Genomic DNA, 23021 nt, shown 5'->3' on the forward strand with positions numbered 1-23021 from the left:
CCTTGTGTGTTATTTGTTGTAGCGCAGCGCGTCTATTGTTTTGAGCCGGGCGGCTTTCCGGGCGGGGACATACCCGGCCACCAGCCCCGCTATTATCAGTACGACGGTCGCCGAGACGGCTGCCCGCAGGTCGAGCGTCGGGTTGCGGAATACGGCGAACGAGTCGGGTACCGCCGTTGCCGTCGCCTCCAGAACATGGTTGACGACTTCCATGACCGCCACCCCGAGGACGAGTCCGACGTAGCCGAAGAAGGCGGTTATCACCACCGATTCGATGAGGATGAGCCGGATGATGGAGGCGGGCCGGGCACCGAGCGCCTTGCGGATACCGAACTCGAAGGTGCGTTCCCTGACCGTGACGAGCATGATGTTGCTGACGCCCACGATACCGGCCAGCAGCGTTCCGAGACCGATAATCCAGATGAACATGTCGAGCCCGCGGAATATTCTGTTCATCCCTTTGAATTGGTTGAAGTTATTGTAGAGATAGATGGCGTTCTTGTCGGTCGGGGCGTAGTTGTGCTCGAACGAGAGGCGGCGCAGCACGTCATCCTCGAATGCGGCCATCTCTTCGTCCGTATTGATGTCCTGGAGCGTGAAGACGATGTAGCCTATCCACGGGTCGTTCTGCATGTAGATGAGCTGGCCTGTGGTGTAGGGAATGAAGACGCTGTTCTGGTTGCCGTAGGCGTAATCCTTGTAGACACCCGCGACGGTCCATACCACGCCGTTCTGTATCACCTCTTTCCCTATCGGCGATTCGTTGCCGAAAAGTACTTCTCTGACGGGCTGGCTGATGACGCATACCTTTCGCTGTCGGTCGATGTCCTGCCGGTTGATGAAGCGTCCCTCCAGTATCTCAATCTTGAATACTTCGGTATGTTCGGGGCGGACACCGTGCATGGAGACGTTGATATAATTTTTGCCGCGGGTCATGGTGCCGCCCGAATACCAGGCGCTCGATGTCACCTTGTCCACATTCGGAAACTCCTCTTCGAGTATCTCGATATCCTTGCCGGAGAGGTAGATGCTCCTGCCTTCGGCGTACCCCGCATAGGGCATCGAAGTGCGGCTGCTGTAGAGCTCGATGGAGTTGGTGGCCATGTAGTCGAAGTTGGACGTCATGCCGTTCTGGAGTCCGTTGCCGGAGCTGAGCAGGATGATGAGCATGAGGATGCCCCATGCCACGGAGAATCCCGTGAGGAAGGTGCGCAGCTTGTTTTTGCGCATCGAAGACCATATCTCGGTGAAAATCTCCCGCATGGCTTATCTTCCCGTGTCGGTTATGGATTCGATGATGCCGTCCCTGAGATAGATGATTTTGTCCGTCCGCTGGGCAATGTCGCGTTCGTGGGTGACGCACACGATGGTCATCCCTTCGTCGTTCACCTGCCGCAGCAGGTCCATCACCTCCTGCGAGGTCTTGCTGTCGAGGGCGCCGGTAGGTTCGTCGGCGAGGATTATCTGCGGCCTGTTGATGAGGGCGCGTGCGATGGCTACCCGCTGCTTCTGGCCGCCGGACATCTCGTTGGGCATGTGCGTGCCCCACTCCCGGATGCCCAGTTTGTCGAGCAGTTCGAGTGCGACGGCGTTGCGTTTGCGCCGCGGGACTCCCTGGTAGTAGAGGGGCAGCGCCACGTTCTCCATGGCATTCTTGTAGTTGATGAGATTGAACGACTGGAAGATGAAGCCTATCATGCGGTTCCGCGCAGCGGCGGCCTGCGTTTCGTTGAGTCCCCGGATGAGCCGGCCGTCGAGGTAGTATTCGCCTTCGTCGTAGTCGTCGAGGATGCCCATGATGTTCAGCAGAGTCGATTTGCCCGAACCGGACGCCCCCATGATGGAGACGAATTCGCCTTTCTCTATTTCGAGGTTGATGCCTTTGAGCACATGCAAGGGGGAGCCTGCGTGGTAGGTTTTGTGTATGTTCTTGAGGAGGAGCATCTCTTACGTCTTTATGTCGCGGGTATTTCCGTATTTCCGGACGGTGTGCGTCGTCCGGTTCCCGGTGGCTTCAGCAATATTGACGCCTAAGGTAGATGCAATATAACAATTCGGCAACAATATATTGTTGCCGAACCGGTATTTATTCTGTTTTTAATCTTTTCGGGGAAGCATCTATTGGGCGGACGCTCCGAATTCCATAAGATAAGCCTTGATGAAATCGTCTATCTCGCCGTCCATGACACGCTCCACATCGGAGGTCTGGTGGCCGGTGCGGTGGTCCTTGACACGGCGGTCGTCGAATACGTAACTGCGTATCTGTGAACCCCATTCGATTTTCTTCTTCTGTCCCTCCAGTTGTGCCTGTATGGCCTGCCGCTTTTCGAGTTCGCGCTGGTAGAGTTTCGATTTGAGGATGCGCATGGCATTCTCGCGGTTCATGAGCTGTGAACGCGTCTCGGTGTTTTCGATGAGGAACTCCACGGGTTCGCCCGTGTCGGGGTCTTTCGAACTGTATCGCAGGCGCACGCCCGTCTCCACCTTGTTGACGTTCTGTCCGCCGGCTCCGCTGCTACGATAGGTATCCCAGGTGATGTCCGCGGGATTGATGTTGATTTCTATCGTGTCGTCCACCGCCGGCGATACGAAGACCGACGCGAAGGTCGTCTGCCGTTTGTTGTTGGCGTTGAATGGCGAGAGGCGGACGAGCCGGTGTACGCCGTTCTCGCTTTTGAGGAAACCGTAGGCGTAGTCTCCCTCGAATTCGATGGTAGCCGATTTGATTCCCACCTCCTCGCCCGGTTGCAGGTCGGCGATACGTACCTTGTAGCCGTTCAGTTCGCCCCAGCGGGTGTACATTCTCAGCAGCATGGAGGCCCAGTCGAGACTCTCCGTGCCGCCGGCCCCCGAGTTGATATCCATGATGGCGCCCATCCTGTCCTCCGGGCCGCGGAGCATGTTGCGCATCTCCAGCGCTTCGATTTTGGCGAGGGTCTCCGCATAGAGCGCATCGAGCTCCTCCTCCGATGCCCCGCCTTCGCGGACGAAGTCGGGCATCAGCTCCAGGTCGTCGCACAGCCGTTCTATCGCCCGGAAGTCGTCTATCCAGCTCTTTATCCCGGCCACCTTGCGCAGCTGCTTCTCGGCCTCTTCCGGCCTGTCCCAGAAGTCGGGGGCAAGCGTACGCGCCTGCTCCTCGTCGAGTTCGATGAGTTTGTCTTCGATGGCGAGGTGACGCCGCAGTCCCTCGCGCCGTCCGGTGAGCTCTTTTATCTGTTCGGTAGTTACCATGCTTCTCTATCCTGCAACTGAACACTCAATGCCGAGCGCCCGGACGCGGCGTGCGATGTCGCCGAGCTCATCGAGATAAACCTTTTCAAGGTCGGGGTCCGGCGTGTCGCGGTCGATGGTGTATATCATCACCTGCCGCGGCCCTATCTCCTTCACAAGTTCCAGCCAGGCCGACACTTCGCGTTCGGTGGTATTGTCTACGGGCCGCCCTTCGTACGAGCCGCGCAGGAACATGGTCTGGATGATGAGCCTCCCTTCGAACATCTTCATGTAGCGTACCGTCTCCGCCACGCTGTATTCGCCCAGGGGGTTGTCTATCAGACGTACCGTTTCGTCGAAGGCCGAGTCGAGTTTCACGATGTTGTTGTCCACTTTTGACAGGGCGCGGCGGACGCTCTCCTTTTTCAGCATCGTACCGTTCGTCAGAACCGAAACTTTGGCCGAGGGAGCGTAGTTGTCCCTTATCTTCAGAACGTCGTCTATTATCTCCTCGAATTGGGGGTGCATGGTGGGTTCGCCGTTGCCTGCGAAGGTGATGACGTCCGGTGCGTTGTCGGCGTTCACCATCTCGAAGAGTTTGTCGGCGAGCAGACGTGCCACGTCCTCGCGTTTGTTGAAGGCTGCCTTGTGTCCCTTTTCCGTCCAGCCGCATTCGCAATAGATGCAGTTGAAGGAGCAGAGCTTGCATTCGAGCGGGAGCAGGTTTACGCCGAGCGAAAGGCCCAGCCGCCGGCTGCGTACCGGCCCGAATATGATGTCGTCGTATAGTTTTGTCGGCATGTCGTCTGTCGTTTAAGTCGGATACAAAAATACGAATTTATTTCGAGGGTATGCAAATCGGGGGCCGGACTGCACCCGTGTCTTTTCGGTGCATGGAAAAGTTCCTCTTCGGCAGCCTCAGAGCCATTTCCGGTGTTTGAAGAAGCGGTAACACAGGAACGAGACCAGAGCCATCAGCAGAATGGCCGCCGGGTAGCCGTACCGCCAGTCGAGTTCCGGCATCATGTGGAAATTCATGCCGTAGATACTTGCGATGAGGGTGGCCGGCATGAAGAAGACCGAAGCCATGGTGAATATCTTCGTCGTGTTGTTCAGTTCGAGGTTGATGAGGCCGAGGGCCGTTTCGCGCAGGAAATCGAGGCGCTCGAAGCTGAAGTCGGCGTGGCTCACGATGGAGTTCACGTCGCGTATCATGAGTTGCAGCCGCGGGTAGATATCGTTCGGGAAACGTTCGCTCTTGAGGATGCCCGACAGGAGTCGCTGCCGGTCGAAGATGACCTCGCGCATCATCATCGTCGTCTCCTGCAGCGTGTTGATGTGCCGTATTTCGTTCTGGCTGACACGGTCCTGGGCGCCTATCTCTTTGCTGAGGGTGGCGATTTGCTTGGAAACGGCCTCCACGGCGTCGGCGTCGGCGTCGATACGTATTTCGAGGATGGAGACGAAGAGGTGGTACCCCGTGGTGTATCCCCGCGAATTTATCTGGAGCCTCTTTTCCGCTTCGGCGAAGGTACGGAATTCCGACTGCCGGACGGTTATCAGTACCCCTTCGCTAATCACGAAGGAGACGGGCTCCACCGTGATGCCGTCGGGGGAGTGTACGAAGAAGTCCGCGTTGGAGAAGATGGCGTTCTCCGTTTCCGAATATTTGGACGAGGTTTCAATCTCTTCGACCTGCTGACGTGTCTGGAGATTTATCTCCATGAAGTTTTCGACCTCTTTCTGCTCCTTGATGGAGGCGTTCAGAAGGTCTATCCACAGGATGTCGTCGTATCCCAGCTCGTCGAATATCTTGAGGTCGGGATTGCGTACTATCTTGTTATATTGCTTCAGGTAAATCGTTATCATGGCTGGTTGCGTTTGGGTTGTGATTCATGATGCGTGACATGGCCGGAACCTTTCGGAACGGTTCCGTTGCCGACCCCCGGACGCAACTTAGCCCGGATTGGCGCGTGGTGTGAACTTCTTCGCCTTGTCGCGGAAGAGCTCCAGCGCCTGCCTTTTCTGATAATCGAAGAGGAAGTCGATGTTCTCCGTCAGGTAGCCGTATGCGTAATCCTTCTCGCTGTGGCCGCTCTCGACGATGGCCTCCCAGATACGTTCCACGCCGAGTTCCAGCGAGCTTTCGAGAGCGTCGATGAGCTCGGGAGCGCTCCCCTTGCGGGCTACCCATACGGCGAATACGAACGGTTTGCCGGTCAGTTCCCGCCAGCAGTCTGCCAGGTCGTATGTGTAGCGGAATTTGCCTTCGTAACCGAACACCTTGTCGCCGATGAAAAGGAAAGCCTCTCCTTCCGCAGGGTGTTCCGCAGCCGAATAGTCGGTGAGTTCCCGCCACTCGGGGCGTATATGCCAGAGTTCGGCAGCGAGAATCCTGACCAGAAGGGCCGATGTCATGGAGTGCGAATCGAGATGGATGACCGTCGCTTCGCCGATGGGGACATTGCTCATGACCGTTACCGTACGAACGCTTTTTTCTGCGCCGATGCAGTAGTTCGTGACGATTTCGGCATCGTCCATAAGCGGGAGGGCTCCCGCCGGAACGAGTGCGATGTCGGCTTTCCTGTCGATGAAATTCCGGGCGCAGGCGGACGGCGGGGCCAGGAGCAGTTCGGCCCGCAGTTTATCCGCGTGTCGGATACCGTAGATGAACGGCACGGTATTCAGGTAGGATACCGCCGCGATACTTGTCTTTACAACTGCCATCGTCCATACAGTGCCGTGATTGGTTTGACAATATGTCCGTCCGCGAAGGCGGACGAACGTTGCTTCCGCTCGCAAAGGTAGTCAAAAAAGGGGAAAAACCGCATAACGTTCGGCTGGGGGACAAAGAAAAAAGAGGCGATGCCTACGGGCACCGCCTCTTGCAGTTATCGTACCGTCCGATGTCAGTCTACGAACCGGATGTTGAACGGAGTCGCGGGCACTGCGAGCTCCGGAGCAATCGGGAAGGAGGGGATGTAAGCGAGGCCTGCGTTGGCTGCGGCAGCCGACTGGGAGGCTTTTATCACTTCCATTGCACCTTCGTAGATACCGGATATCTCATGACCGTACTTGTCGTAGAACAGGAAGTCCACAATTTGGTTGGTACCGTCTTCGGCCGGTTTGGTGATGATACGGCCCTGGTCGGGCATCGCGCCTGCGTAGCTGTTCAGTTGGAGGGTAGAGCCCTGTTTGGAGGCGTAGGTGTACCAGCATCCCTGCTGCGGGTCGATGCTCTGACCGAGAATGGGGTTGCCGGGCATTGCACTGCCCTCTTCGAAGAGGAGTCCGAAGCCGGGGCTCATCGGGAATTCGCCGACGGGATTGTCGGTGGACTGTGCCGGGCCCCAGATGGCGAGCATCATGAGGTCGCCCGAACCGGTAACGTCGAGGGTGTTGTTGTTAATCGTATAGGCGAGGCCGTCTCCGAATATGTAGTAGAGCCAAGCGGTGAAGTCACCGGTAGCCTTGGGAATGACCTGTACGAGAGCCTGGTTGTGCATGTCGCCGAGTTTCTTGTCCTCTTCCAGACGGCTCATCGGGTCTGCGTAGTTCATCATCGGTTCCAGCGGCCCTTCGTAGAGGTAGTTGACCTCTTCGAGTTCCGTGCCTATGATGTTGAGTGCGTCGGACCGTTTCCCTTTGAAATTGGCGGTAATCTTGTAGTTGTCACCGTTCTTTTCTACGGTCATGGTACCTTCGCTGATAATGTATCCCTTCGTGATGCTCGTACTCTTGTCGGTGTAGTACTCGTAGGTACCCTGATAGCCGTTCTGGGCGTCTACTCCGCCTGCTACCAGCGTGAATGCATCCGTGTTGTCGGCGGAGGTACTAATCGTATAGGTACCTTCGGGCAGGATTACGTTGTCGTTGTCCTCCTGGAGAGGGATATAGCCCTGCAGCTGCAGTGCTTCTACATTTTCGCCGTTGGTGAGGTCGCCTTTGTAACCCATGCCGAAAAGGAACATGCCGGTCGTCGCCTCATGGTCGTTGTATTTGCCGTAGTAAGCACCGATAATGCCGGTAACGGGCCTGGGATTGGGAACCTCGATACGCGGCGGAACCTGCGGCTTGCCCTCGAATTTCAGGGTACCGTCGAAAGAGCCTTTGATGGTCGTTTCTCCCGACGTGAACTCGATGTCCAGTTTGTAGCTGCCGCCCTGACTGGAGACCTTCATGGTGCCGCCGCTGACGGGATAGGCTTCGCTCCCTTTCCAGAAGATGGTACCCTCTTCTGCCGTTGCGGAGTCGGCCGTCACGAACGTGCGGACGGTGCGGTCGTCGAGGGTGCCGGCCTCATAGGTACCGGTCGTAAACCTCGGATTGTTGGAGTTCGATGCTACCGTACCGAAGCAGTCGATGCGCATCTTGTTTCCGTCGGCGTCCGAGAGCGTGAAGGTATAGAATCCGGAACCTTCGGCATACTTCTCGCCGTAATAGACGGCGTCGCTTACGGTCGTGAAGGTGTAACCGTCGGTGGTCGGCCCGGGAGGTGTTGTGGTGTCGGTACCTTGCGAGCAGGAAACCATCAGCGCAGCCGTAACGGCGGTCGATGCCAGCAATAAGAGTTTTTTCATAGCAATGATTGTTAGAGAATTTATTAAATTGGTTGTTACAACATCTGTCTATCTATCTGTCTGTCCTAATAGACGCATCCGGATACTCTTTTGTTGCATGATGCGGTGGGAAAAACGTTTTTTGCCGAATATTTCCTTGCGGCCGGGGTTGTTTTGCCGGCACCGGTCATGCTCACCATATCCAGACAAAGATATATATTTTTCCCAATAAAATACAAGGATATGTATATCCTCTTTGCAGCCGATGCGGTTCCGGGGAACATATACCAGGCCGCGCAGTGGCCCGGGTGTTCGGTTCGGAGAGGACGGAGTGTTCCGTTGCGCAACAAAAAAGCGCCTCCCCGGAGGGGGAAGGCGCTTGATTCCATTCCGTCATCCTTTTCAGAAGGAGATGGCCAGACCGCTGTGCTGCTCGAAGGAGTAGGGCACGAACGAGGTGTTGGGCATCGTGCGGACAACGCTGTCGGTCGCATCGTTCGAAGAGAACGATGCTTGTCCGGAATCTACCGTAACTGCAAACGTACCGGTGATGTTATGACCGTACTTGTCGAAGATGTCGACGGCGATATTATACGTTTTGTTGTCGGAGGTGGTTATGTTGATGGAACCCTGCTTGATAACCGCACCGGCACCGTCCAGTACTGCCATCTGACCCTCGTCGTTCGGGCCGATGTAGTAGTACCACGTACCCACGCCCAGCCCGAGCGGGTCGGCACCGCCTACATTGAGAATCGGCTTGCCGGACAGCGTGTTACCTACCGGGTAAACATAGTCGTAGGTATTCTCCACATTGAATGTGCCTACCGGGAACTCGGAGGCAGAGGAGGTGATGAGCTGCATCATCATGGCATCGCCCTCGCCGCTTACATACAGCGTACCGTCCTGATTGTAATACGGGTTGTTCGCATCGATAACCAGGTCCTCGTTGTGGAGAATGATTCGCCGGATATAATTGTTCGTACCCGGTACGCCCCACGGGTCGGCGAAGACGCCGGTAAGGTCGGTGAGTTCCTTGTTTTCGGTGAGCGAACTCATCGGGTTGGTCATATCGACGGCATAGTCGCCGAACTGGGCTCCGGTCAGGTTCCATACGATGTCCGTAACGTGCTGGCCGAGCTGCAGTTTGTTGTTGGAGTAGGAGAATTTCGTACCTTCCAGTGCCGTGGTGACGTTGTAGGTCTCACCCTCTTTGGCGATGGTGACCGTACCGCCCTGGATGAGTACGCCGTAGGAGATGACTCCCGAGTTGTAGACTATCTCTGCGGAATAGGTACCCTCGGCCACGTCGTTGCTGGTCGGGATAATCTGTCCGGCCGCCGTGGGATTGCCTTCAACCACCTCAAAGGTTCCCGTAGGAATAGGCACATTGTCTGCCGGGTAGTCGCCTTCGGTCGGATAGGGTACGGTCATGACGAGCTGTATCTGCTGGTTGGTGTTCTCCGCATCCTGCATCAGCAGCGTTATTTGGCCGAGCTGCTCGTTGGCAAGCATACACTCTCCCGTGTACTGGGCGAGATAGGCGTTGGCCGTAATGGGAGTTCTCGGGGCATCCTGCCTCTGGTCGTCGAAAGAGATGGAGCCGCTGTACTTGGCTTCGATGGTCTCGTCGCCTGCGGTGAGGTTCACCTTGATGGTGTAGCCGCCTGCAGCGGACTGCACATTGATGCTGCCGCCCGTTACGAGCACGGCCGTGCCCTCTTTCCAATAAAGGGTACCCTCCGTATCGGAGCCGTTCGAAGCCACGAAATACGTTTTCGAGGTAGGTTCGGTGATGGTGCCGAGGTCATACGTACCTGCAGTGAGTTTCGGGGTGCTGACCGGGTCGACCACCGAGGCGAACATGTCGAGGCGGAGCTTGTTGCTGGTGCCGTCCACGACGAAGGTCATCGAGTAGTATCCTACGTCGGCGGCGATTTTCTCGCCGTAGTAAACGGCCTCGTCGAGGTTGAGCTTGAGCTCATCCGTAGGGGGATTAGTTTCCCCCCCTCCATTTCCGCCGTTTCCAGTATTGCCCTTGTCTTTTTCGCACGACATCATGGTCAATGCCGCAGCGAATGTCGCGAACATCAAAAAATACTTTTTCATTTTCGGTAACATTTAAGTGTAAAATCGAATAGTTTGTTTGTCGTCCTCCTACATATAAAGACGCGCGGGGCGTCTTTTCTGTTGCATGCCGCGGCGAATTTTTTCGTTGTACCGCCTGCCGCAGGACACACAGTCTGCAAATATAATGGTAAAATACCGAAAAACGATGAGAAACGGACTATTTTTTACGTTTCCGCAGCCCGTCGTGCGGAGAGTGCGTCCGGTTGCCGCGGCCGGGCCGTGGCGGGAGTCTGCCCTGCGTCGGCGTCATCCGAACAGCGGTTTCACCCAGTAGAACAGCAGTGCCCAGGTAGCGAAGCGCGCCCCCTTGCCGACGAGCATGAAGAGGGTGGTCTTTTTCCAGTCCACGCGGTAGAAACCGAGTGCGATGGCCATCACGTCGCCTATCAGCGGGAGCCAGGTGAAAAAGGCGAGGAGGCTGCCGTAGCGGGCCACCTTGTGCTGGTGCTTTTCGATGGTTTCCCGTTTGACCTTGAAGTATTTCTCTATCCACTCCCATTTGCCGGCCCGGCCGAGCCAGTAGGAGGTGAGACCGCCGAGCCAGTTGCCCGCCGTCGCCACCGCCACCGAAATATAGGGGTCGGCACCTACGGCGAGGAGCCCTACCAGCAGAACGTCCGAACTCATCGGAAGAATCGTGGCGGCGAGAAAGGCCCCGATGAAGAGCCCTATGTATCCGTATTCGAGCAGGAATTCCATACTTGTCCGTGTCGTCTTGTGGATGTCCCCGGAGGCCCGGTATCGGACAGACCGCCGTTTCTGCTTCTTAACGGCCGTTCCGTGCCCTTATTGTGTCCGGTACTGTCGGATTCCGGCCCGTTTCCGGCCGTTATGCCGGGAACGTCCGGGGTGTCATAACAGTTTTTTCAGCAGGCCGAAACTCCGGCCGTAGGGCGGATAGCGGAGCGGCAGGTCGGTGCGGCGTCGGGAGACGGCCACGGCCCGCAGGTTGGAGAAGGTGTCGAACGAAAAGCGTCCGTGGTACCTTCCCATCCCGCTGTCTCCCGTGCCGCCGAAGGGCAGACGGGGATTGGCGATGTGTATTATCGTATCGTTGATGCAGGCGCCTCCCGACGCGGTGCGGCCGATGAGGCGCAGCCCGTCGGCTTTGCGGCCGAAGTAGTAGAGCGCGAGCGGCTTTTCGCGGGCGTTGATGAAGTCTGCGGCCGACTCCGTGTCGTCGAAGGTCATGACCGGCAGGATGGGGCCGAATATCTCCTCCTGCATGAGCGGCGAACCGGGGTCGGGAGAGTCGATGAGCGTCGGGGCGATGAAGCGTTCCGATGCGTCGTATTCGCCGCCCCACACGATGCGCTCGGCCGTATCGATGTAGCTTTGCAGGCGCGTGAAGGCCCGGTCGCTGATGATGCGCGGATAGGCGGCGCTGCGGCGGAAATCTCCTCCGTAGAAGTGCATGGCATATCTCCTGAACTTTTCGAGCAGCTCCTCCTTCACGTCGCGGTGTACGAGGAGGTAGTCGGGGGCGATGCAGGTCTGGCCGGCGTTCAGGAGCTTGCCCCACGCGATTTTGCGGGCGGCCGTATCGAGGTCGGCCGTGCGGTCCACGACGCAGGGGCTTTTGCCGCCCAGTTCGAGCGTTACGGGTGTCAGGTGTGCCGCCGCCTTCTCCATCACCGTGCGTCCGAAGGCCGCTCCGCCCGTGAAGAAGATGTGGTCGAAACGATACTCCAACAATTCGGCTGTCTGGGCATGGTCGCCGTCGAAAACCGACACGTAGTCCGGGGGAAATATCTCGCCGAGGATGTTCCCGATGAGGCGGCAGGTACGGGCCGAGGTTGTGGAGGGTTTCAGCGCCACGCAGTTCCCTGCGGCGAGCGCCCCCACCAGCGGGTCGAGGGCGAGCTGGAAGGGATAGTTCCACGGCGCCATGACAAGCACCACCCCCTGCGGTTCCCGAATGATGCGGCTCGCGGAGGGGAAGAGGAAGAGCGGGGTAGGCACCCGCCGGCTGCGGGCCCGGCGCTCCAGATGCCGCAGTTGGTCGCGTATTTCGGCCAGCACAATGGCCGTCTCGCTGATATACGACTCTTCCGCCGATTTGTGCAGGTCGGCGTACAGGGCTTCCGCTATCTCTTGCTCGTGTGCCTTTACGGCCTCCTGCAGTCTGCGCAGGTACTCTTTGCGGAATGCGGGTTCCCGCGTGTGCCCTTCGGCGTAGAAGGCCCGCATCGCGTCGAGCCGTTCCCTGATGGATGTTGTCATGGTCCGTTGTCGTTTGGTCCGGTGCGGCTTCGTGCCGCGGCGTCTGTTGCGGCGCGGTCCGCGGGCCCGGATACCTGTCTGCCGGTGCCGGCGCATCCTTCATGCGGCCCGTTCCGCGTCGGTTTCACCGATTCTTTGAAACGGCCGCAGTATCTTCGTCAATGAAAGGTATGCCGGTCGGGTATCGCCCGGTTCGCGTCGGCACCGCCGGTTTATTAAAAGTTGAAAACAAATATAACGATTTTTGTCCGGCAAAGAGGATGCCTTCCCGTTGCCGGGGGCCCGATTCTTGCAAAGAAACCGTAAATTTGTCCCGGAACGGGCCGGAGAATGGCCTCCGGGCCCGGAGGCTTAACAGGAAATGTCATGATACACTATTCGGAATATACGCTTCGGAACGGACTGCGGGTGGTTGCCAACCGCGACCGGCTCTCGGCGCTTGCGGCGGTCAATATGCTCTATGGGGTGGGGGCCCGCAACGAGGCGCCGGAGCGGACGGGATTCGCCCATCTTTTCGAACATCTGATGTTCAGGGGAACGAAACTCGTGCCCGATTTCGACATGCCGGTGCAGGTGGCCTGCGGCGAGAACAACGCCTTTACCAACAACGATTACACCGATTACTACATGACGCTGCCCAAGGACAACATCGAGACGGCCCTCTGGCTGGAATCGGACCGGATGACGGGGCTCGACATCACGCCGGAGAAGCTCGCGGCGGAGAAGTCGGTGGTGGTCGAGGAGTACAAGCAGCGTTACCTTAACCAGCCTTACGGGGAGCAGTGGCTGCTGCTGCGGGCGCTGGCTTATAAGGTGCATCCCTACCGGTGGCCGACCATCGGACTGACGCCCGACCACATCCGCGAAGCGACGCTCGCCGACGTCACGGCCTTCTACAGGCGTTACTACGTCCCCTCGAATGCCATTCTCGCCGTGTCGGGAGATATCGAGCCGGAACGGGTGTTCGAGCTCGCCGACAAATGGTTCGGCCATCTGGAGAGCGTTCCCGCTCCCGCGGATGCCTTTCTGCAGGAACCTGTGCAGCGGGAGGCCCGCCGGGAGGAGGCCTGCCGTGACGTACCGGCCACGCAGGTGACCGTGGCGCTTCATATGGGAGGCCGCCGCAGTCCGGAATACTATTGCTGCGACGTGATGACCGACCTGCTTGCGGGCGGTACCTCGGCGCGGCTCTACAATGAACTGGTCAAACGCCGCCGGCTCTTTTCCGCCGTGAACTCCTACATCACCGGCGACATCGACCCGGGGCTCTTCATCCTGACAGGTCAGCTCATGCCGGGGGTGGAACTCCGGGAGGGCGAGGAGGCGCTGTGGAACGAGCTGGAGCGGCTGTGCAGTGAACCGGTGGGGGACGACGAACTGCAGAAGGTGCGCAACAAGTTCGAGGCGAACATGCTTTACGGCGAGATGAACGTGATGAACAAGGCGCTCAATCTCGCCTACTACGCCCTGCTGGGCGAGCTGCCCCTCGTGAACTCCGAGCTGGAAATCTACCGCGGCGTGGAAGCCGGGCAAATCATGGAGACGGCCCGGCGGCTCTTCCGTCGGGACAGAAGTTCGACACTCGTAATCTACGGCAAACATGGAGAATAAGATACATTTCGACCGCAGCCGGCAGCCGGAGACGGTCATTCCGGAGCGTTTGGAAGTGCCCGAAGCATGTGAATACCGTACCGCTTCGGGGGTACGCATTTATGTCCTGCCCGCTCCGGAGTACGGGGTGGTGCGCCTCAGTTTCGTCTTCCGTGCCGGCTCCTCGTGGCAGAAGGTGCCCTTCTGTGCTTCGGCTACGGTGAATAACCTTGCCGAAGGGAGCCGGGACATGACTGCGCAGCAGATAGCCGAACGGCTCGACTATTACGGCTCCTGGTTCGACGTCTCGATGGACCGCGACTGGAGCGTGGTGACGTTCGTGTGTCTGTCGAAATTTTTCGATAAGACCCTGGAGGTGGCCCGCCGCATCATGCTCGAGCCGGAATTTCCGCAGGAGGAGCTGCGCGTCTACTGCGACAAGAGCCGCCAGACGCTGGCCATCAACCGCACCAAGGTCGATTTCAATGCCCGGGAGCTTTTCGCAAAATCCCTTTACGGGGCGTCGCACCCTTACGGCATCTCTTCGCCGGCGGAGCGTTACGACGACCTTCGCCGGGAGGATGTGCGTGCCTTTTATGAGGAACGCTATACCGCGGCGGGGTGTTTCGCGGTGATGAGCGGCGATGTGGACGACATTCGCCTGCGGGCTGTGGAGGAGTTTCTGGTCGGGCTGCGTCCGGGAGAGGCGGGCGAGCGTGCCGACTTCCCGGCTCCCCGGAGCATCAGCCGTGCCGAAATGCCTTTCCCCGGGGCCGTGCAGTCGGCCGTCCGCGTGGGACGCGTGCTCTTTCCGCGCAGTCATCCCGATTTCATCGGTATGCAGGTGGTCGCCGCGGTGCTGGGCGGTTATTTCGGTTCCCGGCTCGTGCACAACCTGCGCGAAGAGCGCGGATATACCTACGGAGCCTATGCGGCGATGGTCAATTTCGACCGCAGCGGCTATTTCGCAGCGGCCACGGAGGTGGGGGCGCAGTTCACCGAAGATGCGCTCGCACAGATATTCGCCGAGATAGAGCGGCTCCGGTGCGAACCCGTCCCTGTGGAGGAGCTCGCACTGGTGAAAAATATCATGGTCGGCGAGGTAATGCGTATTCTTGACGGGCCTTTCGGCATCGCCGACGTAACCATCGAGAATATTCAGAACGGTTTCGGAAACGGTTATCTCGGTGAATTCGTCCGGCAGGTGCGGGAGACGACATCTGAACAGGTATGGGAACTTGCCCTGCGGTACCTTGCGCCCGATACCCTGACGGCCGTAGTTGTAGGCCCCGGACGCTGACGGCTGCGGTTCGAAAAAGTAGGGACACTGCCGGCCGCTGCCGGGAAGATTCCAAACCTCCATACGGTTTCGGGACCTTGATATATTAGCATCGCGTGCAGGACCTTTCTGCCGTTTTTTCGGTCGGGCCGTTTTCGGGGTGTCTTTTGCGACCGTGCAGTTTGCTCTGTCCGTCTTCCACCGGTACGGGCATCTGCCTTTTCTGTCCGCCTGTCCGGTCTGTGCGCCGGAGAAATGAAAAGCCTCCGGCGCAATTCCTGCGCCGGAGGTCCGTCTGTGAAAGGAATCTATTCCGCTTCGTACCGTGCGGCGACCGTGTGTTTGCTTACTGCACGACGTATTCGGTGATTGTCCCCGTATATGTTCCGGAAATGGTATTTTCTGCATCGTCCTTCAGGTCGAAGACCAGCGTGTAAACATCGCCTTCGCGCGAAACGGTTACCGTTCCGCCGTAAATTCCGGTGCCTTCCGTTTCCGTCCCCTCTTCGTACCGGACGAAAGAACTTGCCCCGTAGAATCCCGGACGTGTGTACTTGCCTGCCGCGACTGCCGGTATCCGGTATTGCTGTAAACCGGTTTCGGGGTCGGTAGTAGGTTCGCCGTCTACCGTATAGGTGCCGTCGGGCAGGAAGGAATAGTCGGTCGGCCGGGCATTGACGAGTTCGAGCGTCAGGAATGTGCCTGTACCCGTGAGCCAGCCCGTATTCGGATTGCGGTAGCAGGTTTCGTCGTGGATTTCCAGATGCCATGATGTCTGGGTCATTTCTTCCAGTTGGTCGGACGATACGGCAATTTTGCTGACGGCGAGGTTTTCTGCGGTCAGTTCCACGTCGTCGGTCAGCGTACTGGTGGCATCCGAGTCACTGCCGTCCTGCGTCACGTTTATCACGATGTCGGCCACGATGCCTCCCGTTTGAACCGTAATGGTTCCTGTGCGCGGCGCAGTGGAGATGTTGCGTATCGCTTCGACCGTGATGGTACCCTTTTCTTTATCCGTCGTCACGTTGAGCATGGGCGTTTCGGCCGGCTGGCCTATCTGGATGTTCCATTCGGGTATCCGGACGGTCTGCACCGAGATGACCTGCGGTTCCTTGTCGATGGCTTTGAAATGGAGTTCGGTTTTGTCTACCGTGAGCGAAGGCTGCCTGTCGCACCCTTCCTGCGTAACGGCTACGGAAACGCTTTCCACCGTTTCGTCGCTCGGACGGACGTTGATTTTGCCCGAGCGCGGCTCATCGGAGGTGTTTTCGTCTGCCGTGACAGTTACCGTATTGCCGTCGGTCTCGGCATGAAGCCAGCCTGCGGAAGTGATGTCGGCGGAAGCTTTCCAGGTGAAGTCTTCGCCCGTGACGGTCACGGTGAACGTCTGCGAAGTGCCGCCCTCCCAGCCGAAAGAGAGTTCGGACTTGTCTACGGTGATGCTGCCTGCCGAGGGAGGAGCCGTCACTCCGGCCTGACGGACGGAGATGCTGACCGGCTGCGCATTACCGTTCTTGTCCGCAATCCGCAGGGTCGCCGTGCGTTCTGCCTCTTCGGTATTGTCGGCAGCGGTGACCTTCAGGGTGCTGTCTCCGTCTTTTACGGCTGTGAGCCAAGCCGTTGCGGTTTCGTCCACGGTCGTGTCCCACTCGACGTTTACCGCAGTGATTTCCACTGTCGCAGGTTCGTTTCCCGTGGCTTCAAAGACGAGTGAGACGGGTTTCGCTTCGAGTTTGTACTCCTTTTGTGTATTTTCGGTTTTGTCGCATGCAACTGCGATAAGCGCGGCGGCTGCGAGTATTATGGCCTTTTTCATTATTCTGTTTTTTGTCGGTTGCTTATTTTACGGGACGGGGAGATACGCTGAACTGGGTGAACGAGACTCCCGTTGCCGATGTTGTCATCATTGTACCCAGCATGCGGTCGCCCGGGGCCGGGATATAGGAGATATAGCCGGTAGTGACCGTGATACCCCATCGCTCCTGAATGTAGTCGAGGCAGTTGCCCAGGTGGATGCCCGTCTCGATTTCCACAAGGAAACCGCTTGTCTGCATGGAGGTGCCTTCGGCTATGAGACCGATGCCGTCGTCAGTGGCTCCGACTGCAGTGCAGTCGGGATAGTCACGCATCACCGTGGTCGTTTCGGTTTCGGTATTGTAAAAGGCCGGATAAATCGTTCCTTTTGTTATCAGTCCGTTTTCGTCCATGCTTTCTTCCCGGTATTTGCCGGCTATCCATTTGCCGTTCGGGCTGATGTTCTGGTTTTCGGCAAAACAGTACATGCCGGCTTCTATCAGGTTGGTTTCGTATGTTCCGCCGGCACCGTCCGAGGCGTTCACGGGAGTGAGTTTGAAAATGTCCTTGCCCACGTTCTGGAGCTTTCCGTCTTTCCAGTAAATCATGCCGGTATCGGTAAATTCCCACTGGGTACCGTAAATCACCGACCCGTCGAGCGACATGCCGCGGGCCATCACCTGATTGGGTACTTTGACGCCCCGGTAATCCAGCTCGGGCATCTCGAGCAGTTCGGGTACGCCGTCGCGCCAGATGACGGGGCTGCATTTCATCGATTCGCCCCAGCAGTAGCCTACCCAGGTCCGGCCGTCTTCCGATACGGCCGATATGTTCGGAGAACTGTAGCCTGCGGGTGTTTCGGGGATGAAGTAGTCGCCATCCGCCGTGATGGCCACCGTATGGTTGTCGGGGCCGTAGATGAATGCGGTGCCCTGGTCGGTGACGGCAATCGGTTTTTCGAGGCTGAGGGGGGAGCCGTAGAGGAGCGGCCCGATTTCGGTAATCTCGCCCGTATCCAGATTATGAAAGGTCGGATACATGAAGTACGTATTGTCGGGCTGCAGAACGTGGCGTGTGCCCACGCAGTAGCGGCCGTTGGGCGACATGGCGGCTCCCATGTCGTAGGCGGCGTACATTTGGTAAACCGGCGCGTCGTTGTCGCGCTGCAGTTGGATAACCTTTATTTCCTGTACGGCTTCACCGGAGGTCAGTTCGATGCTGCTTTCACGCGGGTCGGTGTAAGATTCGTTGTTTTCTACAGTCAGCACGAACGAAGTCCGGGTTTTTTCTCCGACTTTGAGCCAGGTCGCCTGCGGAACGACGTCCCATTCTCCCGAGGCTTCGACCTCGATGGTGAGGGGAGCGTTGTCCTGTGCATGGAAGGTGCACAGGGCGGTGTTCACCCGTACATACTGGAGCTGTTGCTCCTCAACGTTGCAGCCTGCTGCAATTGCCGCTGCTGCGGCCAATACAAGTAGCTTTTTCATGAATAGGGTTTGTGTTTAAGTTAGACATAGCGGCCTTGTTTCGTGTCGGGCCGGCCGTTTCCCGTATGGTTGTCTGTTTCGTTTTCGGTTCGGGAGTGTCGTCTTTGCGTTGCCTGTTGTACTCCCGGGTACGCTTACAAATATAGTTTTATATAGCACAAAAAACAATATTTAAAACAGTTAAATTTACATAAAGTTTGAAATACCCCCCCCCGGTTAATTATGTTAAGTTTGTGTAATATTATACATTGCGTCCGGTTTATATCGAAAGTCGGCGAACGGGACGGATGGTTGTGTTGCATCGGCCGGGCGAGGTTGTATCGTTTGCCCATGTCGGCCGCACTGCGGAGAAGAGGTGTTCTTTTTGCGGATGTTCTGCGGGAACGGAAAAAAGCGTTACCTTTGGAAGAAAAACGATGCGCCAGTATCTCGAACTGCTCGATAAAATCATGAAGGAGGGAGCCGTGAAGGGCGACCGGACGGGGACGGGGACGAAGAGTATCTTCGGCTACCAGATGCGTTTCGACCTGGCCGAGGGTTTCCCACTGCTCACTACCAAGAAGCTCCATCTGCGCTCCATCATTCACGAACTGCTGTGGTTCCTCGCGGGGGATACCAATATCAAATACCTGCATGAAAACAAGGTGACCATCTGGGACGAATGGGCTTCGCCCGAAGGCGACCTGGGTCCCATCTACGGCTATCAATGGCGGAGCTGGCCCGCGCCCGACGGACGGCACATCGACCAGATAGCGGCCGTGGTTGAGTCCATCCGTACCAATCCCGATTCGCGGCGCCACATCGTGAGTGCCTGGAACGTGGCGGATATCGACCGCATGGCGCTTCCGCCCTGCCACGCCCTGTTTCAGTTCTATGTCGCGGAGGGGCGTCTTTCGTGCCAGCTTTATCAGCGCAGCGCGGATGTCTTTCTCGGCGTACCTTTCAACATCGCCTCGTATGCGCTCCTGACCATGATGATGGCGCAGGTGACCGGGCTGCGTCCGGGCGATTTCATCCATACGCTGGGCGATGCGCACATCTACCTGAACCATACCGAACAGGCTGCCGAACAACTGCGGCGCACACCCCGGCCGCTGCCCGTCATGAAGCTCAATCCGGCAGTCGATTCGATTTTCGGTTTCCGATATGAGGATTTCACACTCGAAGGATACGACCCGTATCCCTCGATAAAAGCACCGATAGCCGTATGATTTCGATAATCGTGGCCGTTGCCCGGAACGGCGTGATAGGCGGCGGCAACACGCTGTTGTGGCATATCTCCGAGGACCTGAAACGCTTCAAGGCGCTGACGACGGGGCATCCCGTCGTCATGGGCCGCAAGACTTTCGAGTCGTTGGGGCGCCCGCTGCCCAACCGAACGAATGTGGTCGTGACGCGGCAGCACATCGAGATACCCGGTTGTACGGTGGCCGGTTCGCTGGAAGAGGCGCTGGCCCTTTTCCCGGCGCAGGAGGAGGTGTTCGTTACCGGCGGCGGGCAAATCTATGCCCAGGCGCTTCCGCTGGCCGACCGCATCTATCTGACGACCGTGATGCGGGACTACGAGGGCGACACCCGTTTTCCCGATTGGAACCGCAGCGGCTGGACCGAGGTTTTCCGCGAATACCACGAGCGAGGCAAGGATTTTCCCTATCCTTTCGAATATACCGACTGGGTGCGGGAGGAGTGAGCTGTTTGGACCGGTATATCTTTGGAGATTGAGAATGTAACATGAACAACAGCCCGGACGGAATCATTCCGTCCGGGCTGTTTATGGGTATTTGTACTTATTTTCAAATAGGTTTTATCGCTGTTTAGGAATTGTTGTTACAGGGGTAATTTTGTCATCGGATATTGGCTGCGCGGTCCGTTGCGGGCCGGCGGGGAAATCGTTGCCGGATTTATGGGGAAATATTACGATATGCTCATGGAGGACGTGCGCATGCACGAAGGGATGAAGGCATGCATGAACTGCGGGGTGTGTACTGCGGTATGTCCTGCGGCCGAATTTTACAATTATGATCCGAGGCAGATTGTCAGTACCGTGCAGACGCAGGACGACGAGGCCATCGAGGCGCTCCTGCGCAGCGAGACCATCTGGTACTGCGGGGAGTGCATGTCGTGCCGTCCGCGTTGTCCGCGGGGCAATACGCCGGGGTATGTGGTGCAGGCACTGCGCAACCTTTCCCAAAAGCTCGGGTTCTTCACCGAGTCGGAGAAAGGACGGCAGCAGTTCGCGCTGAAACGGCTCATCGGCGAAAACATCCTGAGAACGGGGTACTGCATCACGCCGCGTCTGGTGAATCCCGACATGCATCCGGAGCAGGGGCCCGTGTGGAAGTGGGTGTACGACAACGACCGCGAAGTGTTCGGGCGCTTCAATCCCACCTACATGCAGGAGGGGCCGGGGGCTATGCGGCGTATCGACGAACGGTCGCTGGAGGAGCTGCGGCGCATCTTCGAGGAGACGGGCGGCATGGAGTTTTTCGACAGCATCGAGCGGTATTCGGAGAAGAAGGCGCGCGAGCTGGGGTTCGACGGCGCCGACGAGGAATACCTTAAATATACATATACGACGAACAGCAACTGCCATCACTGACGGGGGCGGCCGTCGTTAAACGTACGACAGAGATGAAAAGGAACAGTTGGCAGGAGTACCAGAAGGAGGTGGCGGACGACCGCTACTATTATCTGCGCAGTTGCATCCGGCAGAATTTCTTTCCCGGTTCCGAGAAGGCGTTCGTCCGAATACTGCGCCAGGAGCTGGGACGCGACCTGTTCGATGACCCGGTGCATACTTCGTGTACGGGTATCGGCTATCATTCCGATATCGTGCCGCTCGAAACCATCATGACCGTCGTGGCGCGGCAGTTCGCACTGGCGTCCGAGGCGGGGTACGAAAACCTCGCCGTATCGTGCATCACCTCCTTCGGTATCTACACGGAGATTCTCGAAACGTGGCAGGAGTTTCCCGAGCTGGAGGCGAAGGTCCGCGAACATTTGTTTCGGGCGACCGGACGCGAGTTCCGCAAGCCGAAAAACGTGTCGCATGCTTCGGACATCATCTTCCACCACCGCGAGGCCATCCGGCAGCGGGCCGCATACCTGCTCGTGAACCGGCGGACGGGCGAACCCCTGCGCGGGGTGGAGCACATCGGATGCCATTATGCCAAGATATTCCCGAAAGAGGGTATCGGCGGCGTGGAGTTTCCTTATGTGCTTGCCGGCATGATTGAGGCGTGGGGCGGACAGGTGGTGGATTATCCGGAGCGGCGCCACTGCTGCGGTTTTGGATTCCGCAATTACATCGTGCAGGCCAACCGCGGTTATTCGGTGGCCAATTCGCAGAAGAAGTTCGAGTCCATGGCACCCTACAAGCCCGACTTTATCGTGGCCAACTGTCCCGGATGCGCCATGTTCCTCGACCGGTGGCAGTACACCATCGCCGAAATCGAGGGGACGACCTATGGCGAGGAAGGCAAGGGGATTCCTGTGCTGACCTACGAGGAGCTGGCGGGGCTCGTGCTGGGGTACGACCCGTGGGAGCTGGGACTGCAGATGCATCAGGTGGACGTGGAACCGTTGCTTAACAAGATGGGTGTCGAGTACGACCCGGCTGCGAAATACCTGCTGCCCAACGGTAAATATATCGGCAGGCCGGAGCCTGCCATGGTAAATCTGGGGGCGGATTGACCGTCTCCGCAGTTGATTGAAACGGTAAAACAAGGAATACCTTATATGGGAAAAGAGGTCATCATCGTCGGTGGGGGAGTTGCCGGCATGCAGGCTGCCCTGTCGCTCAGGGAGCGCGGGGCGGAGCCTGTGATAATCGAGAAGGAGGAGCGGTTGGGCGGCAAGCTGACCGGGTGGCACCGGCTCTTCCCCACGTTCACCCCTGCGGAAGATGTGCTCGGACCGCTGCTCCGTCGTGTGGAGGAGGCGGGTATTCGGGTGATGACGGGAACGGAGGTCGAGGAACTCGTACCCGGCGGTGTCGCGGTGGGCGGCGGACGCCGCATTACGGGAGATGCGACGGTGATTTGTTCCGGATTCGAACTGTTCGATGCGAGGCTGAAAGAGGAGTACGGCTACGGCATCTACGACAACGTCTTCACCACGGTCGATATCGAGCGTATGCTCAACGAGGGACGTGTGGCGACGGCACAGGGCCAGGCGCCGCGCCGTATCGCCTTTCTGCACTGCGTGGGTTCGCGCGACGAAAAGGTGGGGGCACACCACTGCTCGCGGGTGTGCTGCATCACGGGTGTGAAACAGGCCATCGAAATGAAAGAGCTGTTCCCCTCTGCGGAGGTGTACAATTTCTATATGGATATTCGCATGTTCGGGCCGGGCTATGAGGAGCTGTACCGCCGGGCGCAGCTCGAATACAACATCAATTTCGTCCGGGGGCGCATTTCGGAGGCCAGCCAGACGATAGACGGCCGGGTTCAGGTGAAGGCGGAGGATACGCTCGTGGGGCGGCCGCTCAAGATGACCGTGGACATGCTCGTGCTCATTGTGGGGATGAAGGGCGGAGCGCGTAACGGTGCTTATGCACGCAGCGGGGAACTTCGCGTAGCCGAAAACGGTTTCATGCAGCCGCTCGACCCCTTCTCCGGGAACGTGCTTTCGCAGCGGGCCGATATTTTCTACGCCGGTACGGTCACCGCCCCGAAGAACATCGGCGAGAGTCTGAACGAAGGAGCCGCCGTGGCGGAGCGCGTGGCCGGATACCTTAAATTATAAGAC

19 protein-coding genes are annotated in these 23021 nt (G+C 58.0%); 7 read left to right on the plus strand and 12 right to left on the minus strand.

All coding sequences use genetic code 11. From position 1 onward, the window contains the following. Positions 1 to 9: 9 nt before the first annotated feature. From BQ5361_RS00120 to BQ5361_RS00165, 10 genes are all read right to left on the minus strand, one after another. Positions 10 to 1263 carry an ABC transporter permease gene (locus BQ5361_RS00120; protein WP_035473658.1) on the minus strand — a complete coding sequence of 418 codons (1254 nt, stop codon included), beginning with the start codon at positions 1261 to 1263 and terminating at the stop codon, positions 10 to 12. Positions 1264 to 1266: 3 nt separating this feature from the next. Then, on the minus strand, positions 1267 to 1944 hold the full coding sequence (locus BQ5361_RS00125; RefSeq protein WP_022064458.1) for an ABC transporter ATP-binding protein: 678 nt from the start codon (positions 1942 to 1944) through the stop codon (positions 1267 to 1269). Positions 1945 to 2118: 174 nt separating this feature from the next. Next, on the minus strand, positions 2119 to 3234 hold the full coding sequence (gene prfB, locus BQ5361_RS00130) for a peptide chain release factor 2 (protein WP_022064457.1): 1116 nt from the start codon (positions 3232 to 3234) through the stop codon (positions 2119 to 2121). Positions 3235 to 3240: 6 nt separating this feature from the next. After that, a complete protein-coding gene (locus tag BQ5361_RS00135; protein ID WP_022064456.1) occupies positions 3241 to 4014 on the minus strand; it encodes a radical SAM protein in 774 nt (257 codons plus the stop codon). 117 nt (positions 4015 to 4131) lie between these two features. Next, entirely contained in the window at positions 4132 to 5082 is a 951-nt protein-coding gene (gene corA / locus BQ5361_RS00140) for a magnesium/cobalt transporter CorA (RefSeq protein ID WP_022064455.1), read from the minus strand. An 87-nt stretch (positions 5083 to 5169) separates the two neighbouring features. Further along, the gene (locus tag BQ5361_RS00145; RefSeq protein WP_022064454.1) at positions 5170 to 5940 is read right to left on the minus strand and encodes a menaquinone biosynthetic enzyme MqnA/MqnD family protein; all 771 of its coding nucleotides are present in this window, start codon (positions 5938 to 5940) and stop codon (positions 5170 to 5172) included. A 182-nt stretch (positions 5941 to 6122) separates the two neighbouring features. After that, on the minus strand, positions 6123 to 7793 hold the full coding sequence (locus BQ5361_RS00150; RefSeq protein ID WP_035473662.1) for a hypothetical protein: 1671 nt from the start codon (positions 7791 to 7793) through the stop codon (positions 6123 to 6125). A 381-nt stretch (positions 7794 to 8174) separates the two neighbouring features. After that, on the minus strand, positions 8175 to 9878 hold the full coding sequence (locus BQ5361_RS00155) for a hypothetical protein (protein ID WP_035473668.1): 1704 nt from the start codon (positions 9876 to 9878) through the stop codon (positions 8175 to 8177). Positions 9879 to 10145: 267 nt separating this feature from the next. Next, on the minus strand, positions 10146 to 10598 hold the full coding sequence (locus BQ5361_RS00160; RefSeq protein ID WP_022064451.1) for a YqaA family protein: 453 nt from the start codon (positions 10596 to 10598) through the stop codon (positions 10146 to 10148). Between the two features lie 153 nt (positions 10599 to 10751). Next, positions 10752 to 12122, minus strand: a complete 1371-nt coding sequence (locus BQ5361_RS00165) for an aldehyde dehydrogenase family protein (RefSeq protein WP_035473755.1) — start codon at positions 12120 to 12122, stop codon at positions 10752 to 10754. A 366-nt stretch (positions 12123 to 12488) separates the two neighbouring features. Here BQ5361_RS00165 and BQ5361_RS00170 point away from each other — a divergent pair, with 366 nt between their 5' ends. Together BQ5361_RS00170 and BQ5361_RS00175 are read left to right on the plus strand one after the other, a co-directional pair. Continuing rightward, complete coding sequence (locus BQ5361_RS00170) at positions 12489 to 13733, plus strand: M16 family metallopeptidase (RefSeq protein WP_035473670.1); 1245 nt, start codon at positions 12489 to 12491, stop codon at positions 13731 to 13733. Beyond that, positions 13723 to 15012, plus strand: coding sequence for a M16 family metallopeptidase (locus tag BQ5361_RS00175; protein ID WP_035473672.1), 1290 nt, complete (start codon positions 13723 to 13725; stop codon positions 15010 to 15012). The genes BQ5361_RS00170 and BQ5361_RS00175 overlap by 11 nt, the downstream gene beginning before the upstream one ends. 325 nt (positions 15013 to 15337) lie before the next feature. Here BQ5361_RS00175 and BQ5361_RS00180 read toward each other — a convergent pair whose 3' ends face one another. Together BQ5361_RS00180 and BQ5361_RS00185 are read right to left on the minus strand one after the other, a co-directional pair. Next, on the minus strand, positions 15338 to 16807 hold the full coding sequence (locus tag BQ5361_RS00180) for a BACON domain-containing protein (RefSeq protein WP_035473674.1): 1470 nt from the start codon (positions 16805 to 16807) through the stop codon (positions 15338 to 15340). Positions 16808 to 16829: 22 nt separating this feature from the next. Further along, a complete protein-coding gene (locus BQ5361_RS00185) occupies positions 16830 to 18272 on the minus strand; it encodes a BACON domain-containing protein (protein ID WP_035473676.1) in 1443 nt (480 codons plus the stop codon). A gap of 416 nt (positions 18273 to 18688) precedes the next feature. On the opposite strand from BQ5361_RS00185, the gene BQ5361_RS00190 reads away from it, so the two are divergent. From BQ5361_RS00190 to BQ5361_RS00210, 5 genes are all read left to right on the plus strand, one after another. Then, the gene (locus tag BQ5361_RS00190) at positions 18689 to 19483 is read left to right on the plus strand and encodes a thymidylate synthase (RefSeq protein ID WP_022064445.1); all 795 of its coding nucleotides are present in this window, start codon (positions 18689 to 18691) and stop codon (positions 19481 to 19483) included. Continuing rightward, the gene (locus BQ5361_RS00195) at positions 19480 to 19962 is read left to right on the plus strand and encodes a dihydrofolate reductase (RefSeq protein WP_035473679.1); all 483 of its coding nucleotides are present in this window, start codon (positions 19480 to 19482) and stop codon (positions 19960 to 19962) included. Before BQ5361_RS00190 ends, BQ5361_RS00195 begins: the two co-directional genes overlap by 4 nt. Positions 19963 to 20175: 213 nt before the next feature. Further along, positions 20176 to 20871: a 4Fe-4S dicluster domain-containing protein gene (locus tag BQ5361_RS00200; protein WP_022064443.1), complete on the plus strand. Its 696-nt coding sequence runs from the start codon at positions 20176 to 20178 to the stop codon at positions 20869 to 20871. Positions 20872 to 20903: 32 nt separating this feature from the next. Further along, positions 20904 to 21965 (plus strand): CoB--CoM heterodisulfide reductase iron-sulfur subunit B family protein, encoded by a 1062-nt coding sequence (locus BQ5361_RS00205; protein WP_022064442.1) that lies wholly within the window; start codon positions 20904 to 20906, stop codon positions 21963 to 21965. A 45-nt stretch (positions 21966 to 22010) separates the two neighbouring features. Further along, positions 22011 to 23018, plus strand: a complete 1008-nt coding sequence (locus BQ5361_RS00210; protein WP_022064441.1) for an FAD-dependent oxidoreductase — start codon at positions 22011 to 22013, stop codon at positions 23016 to 23018. Positions 23019 to 23021: the final 3 nt, after the last annotated feature.

This window comes from Tidjanibacter massiliensis (assembly GCF_900104605.1).
Taxonomy (GTDB): Bacteria; Bacteroidota; Bacteroidia; order Bacteroidales; family Rikenellaceae; genus Tidjanibacter; species Tidjanibacter inops.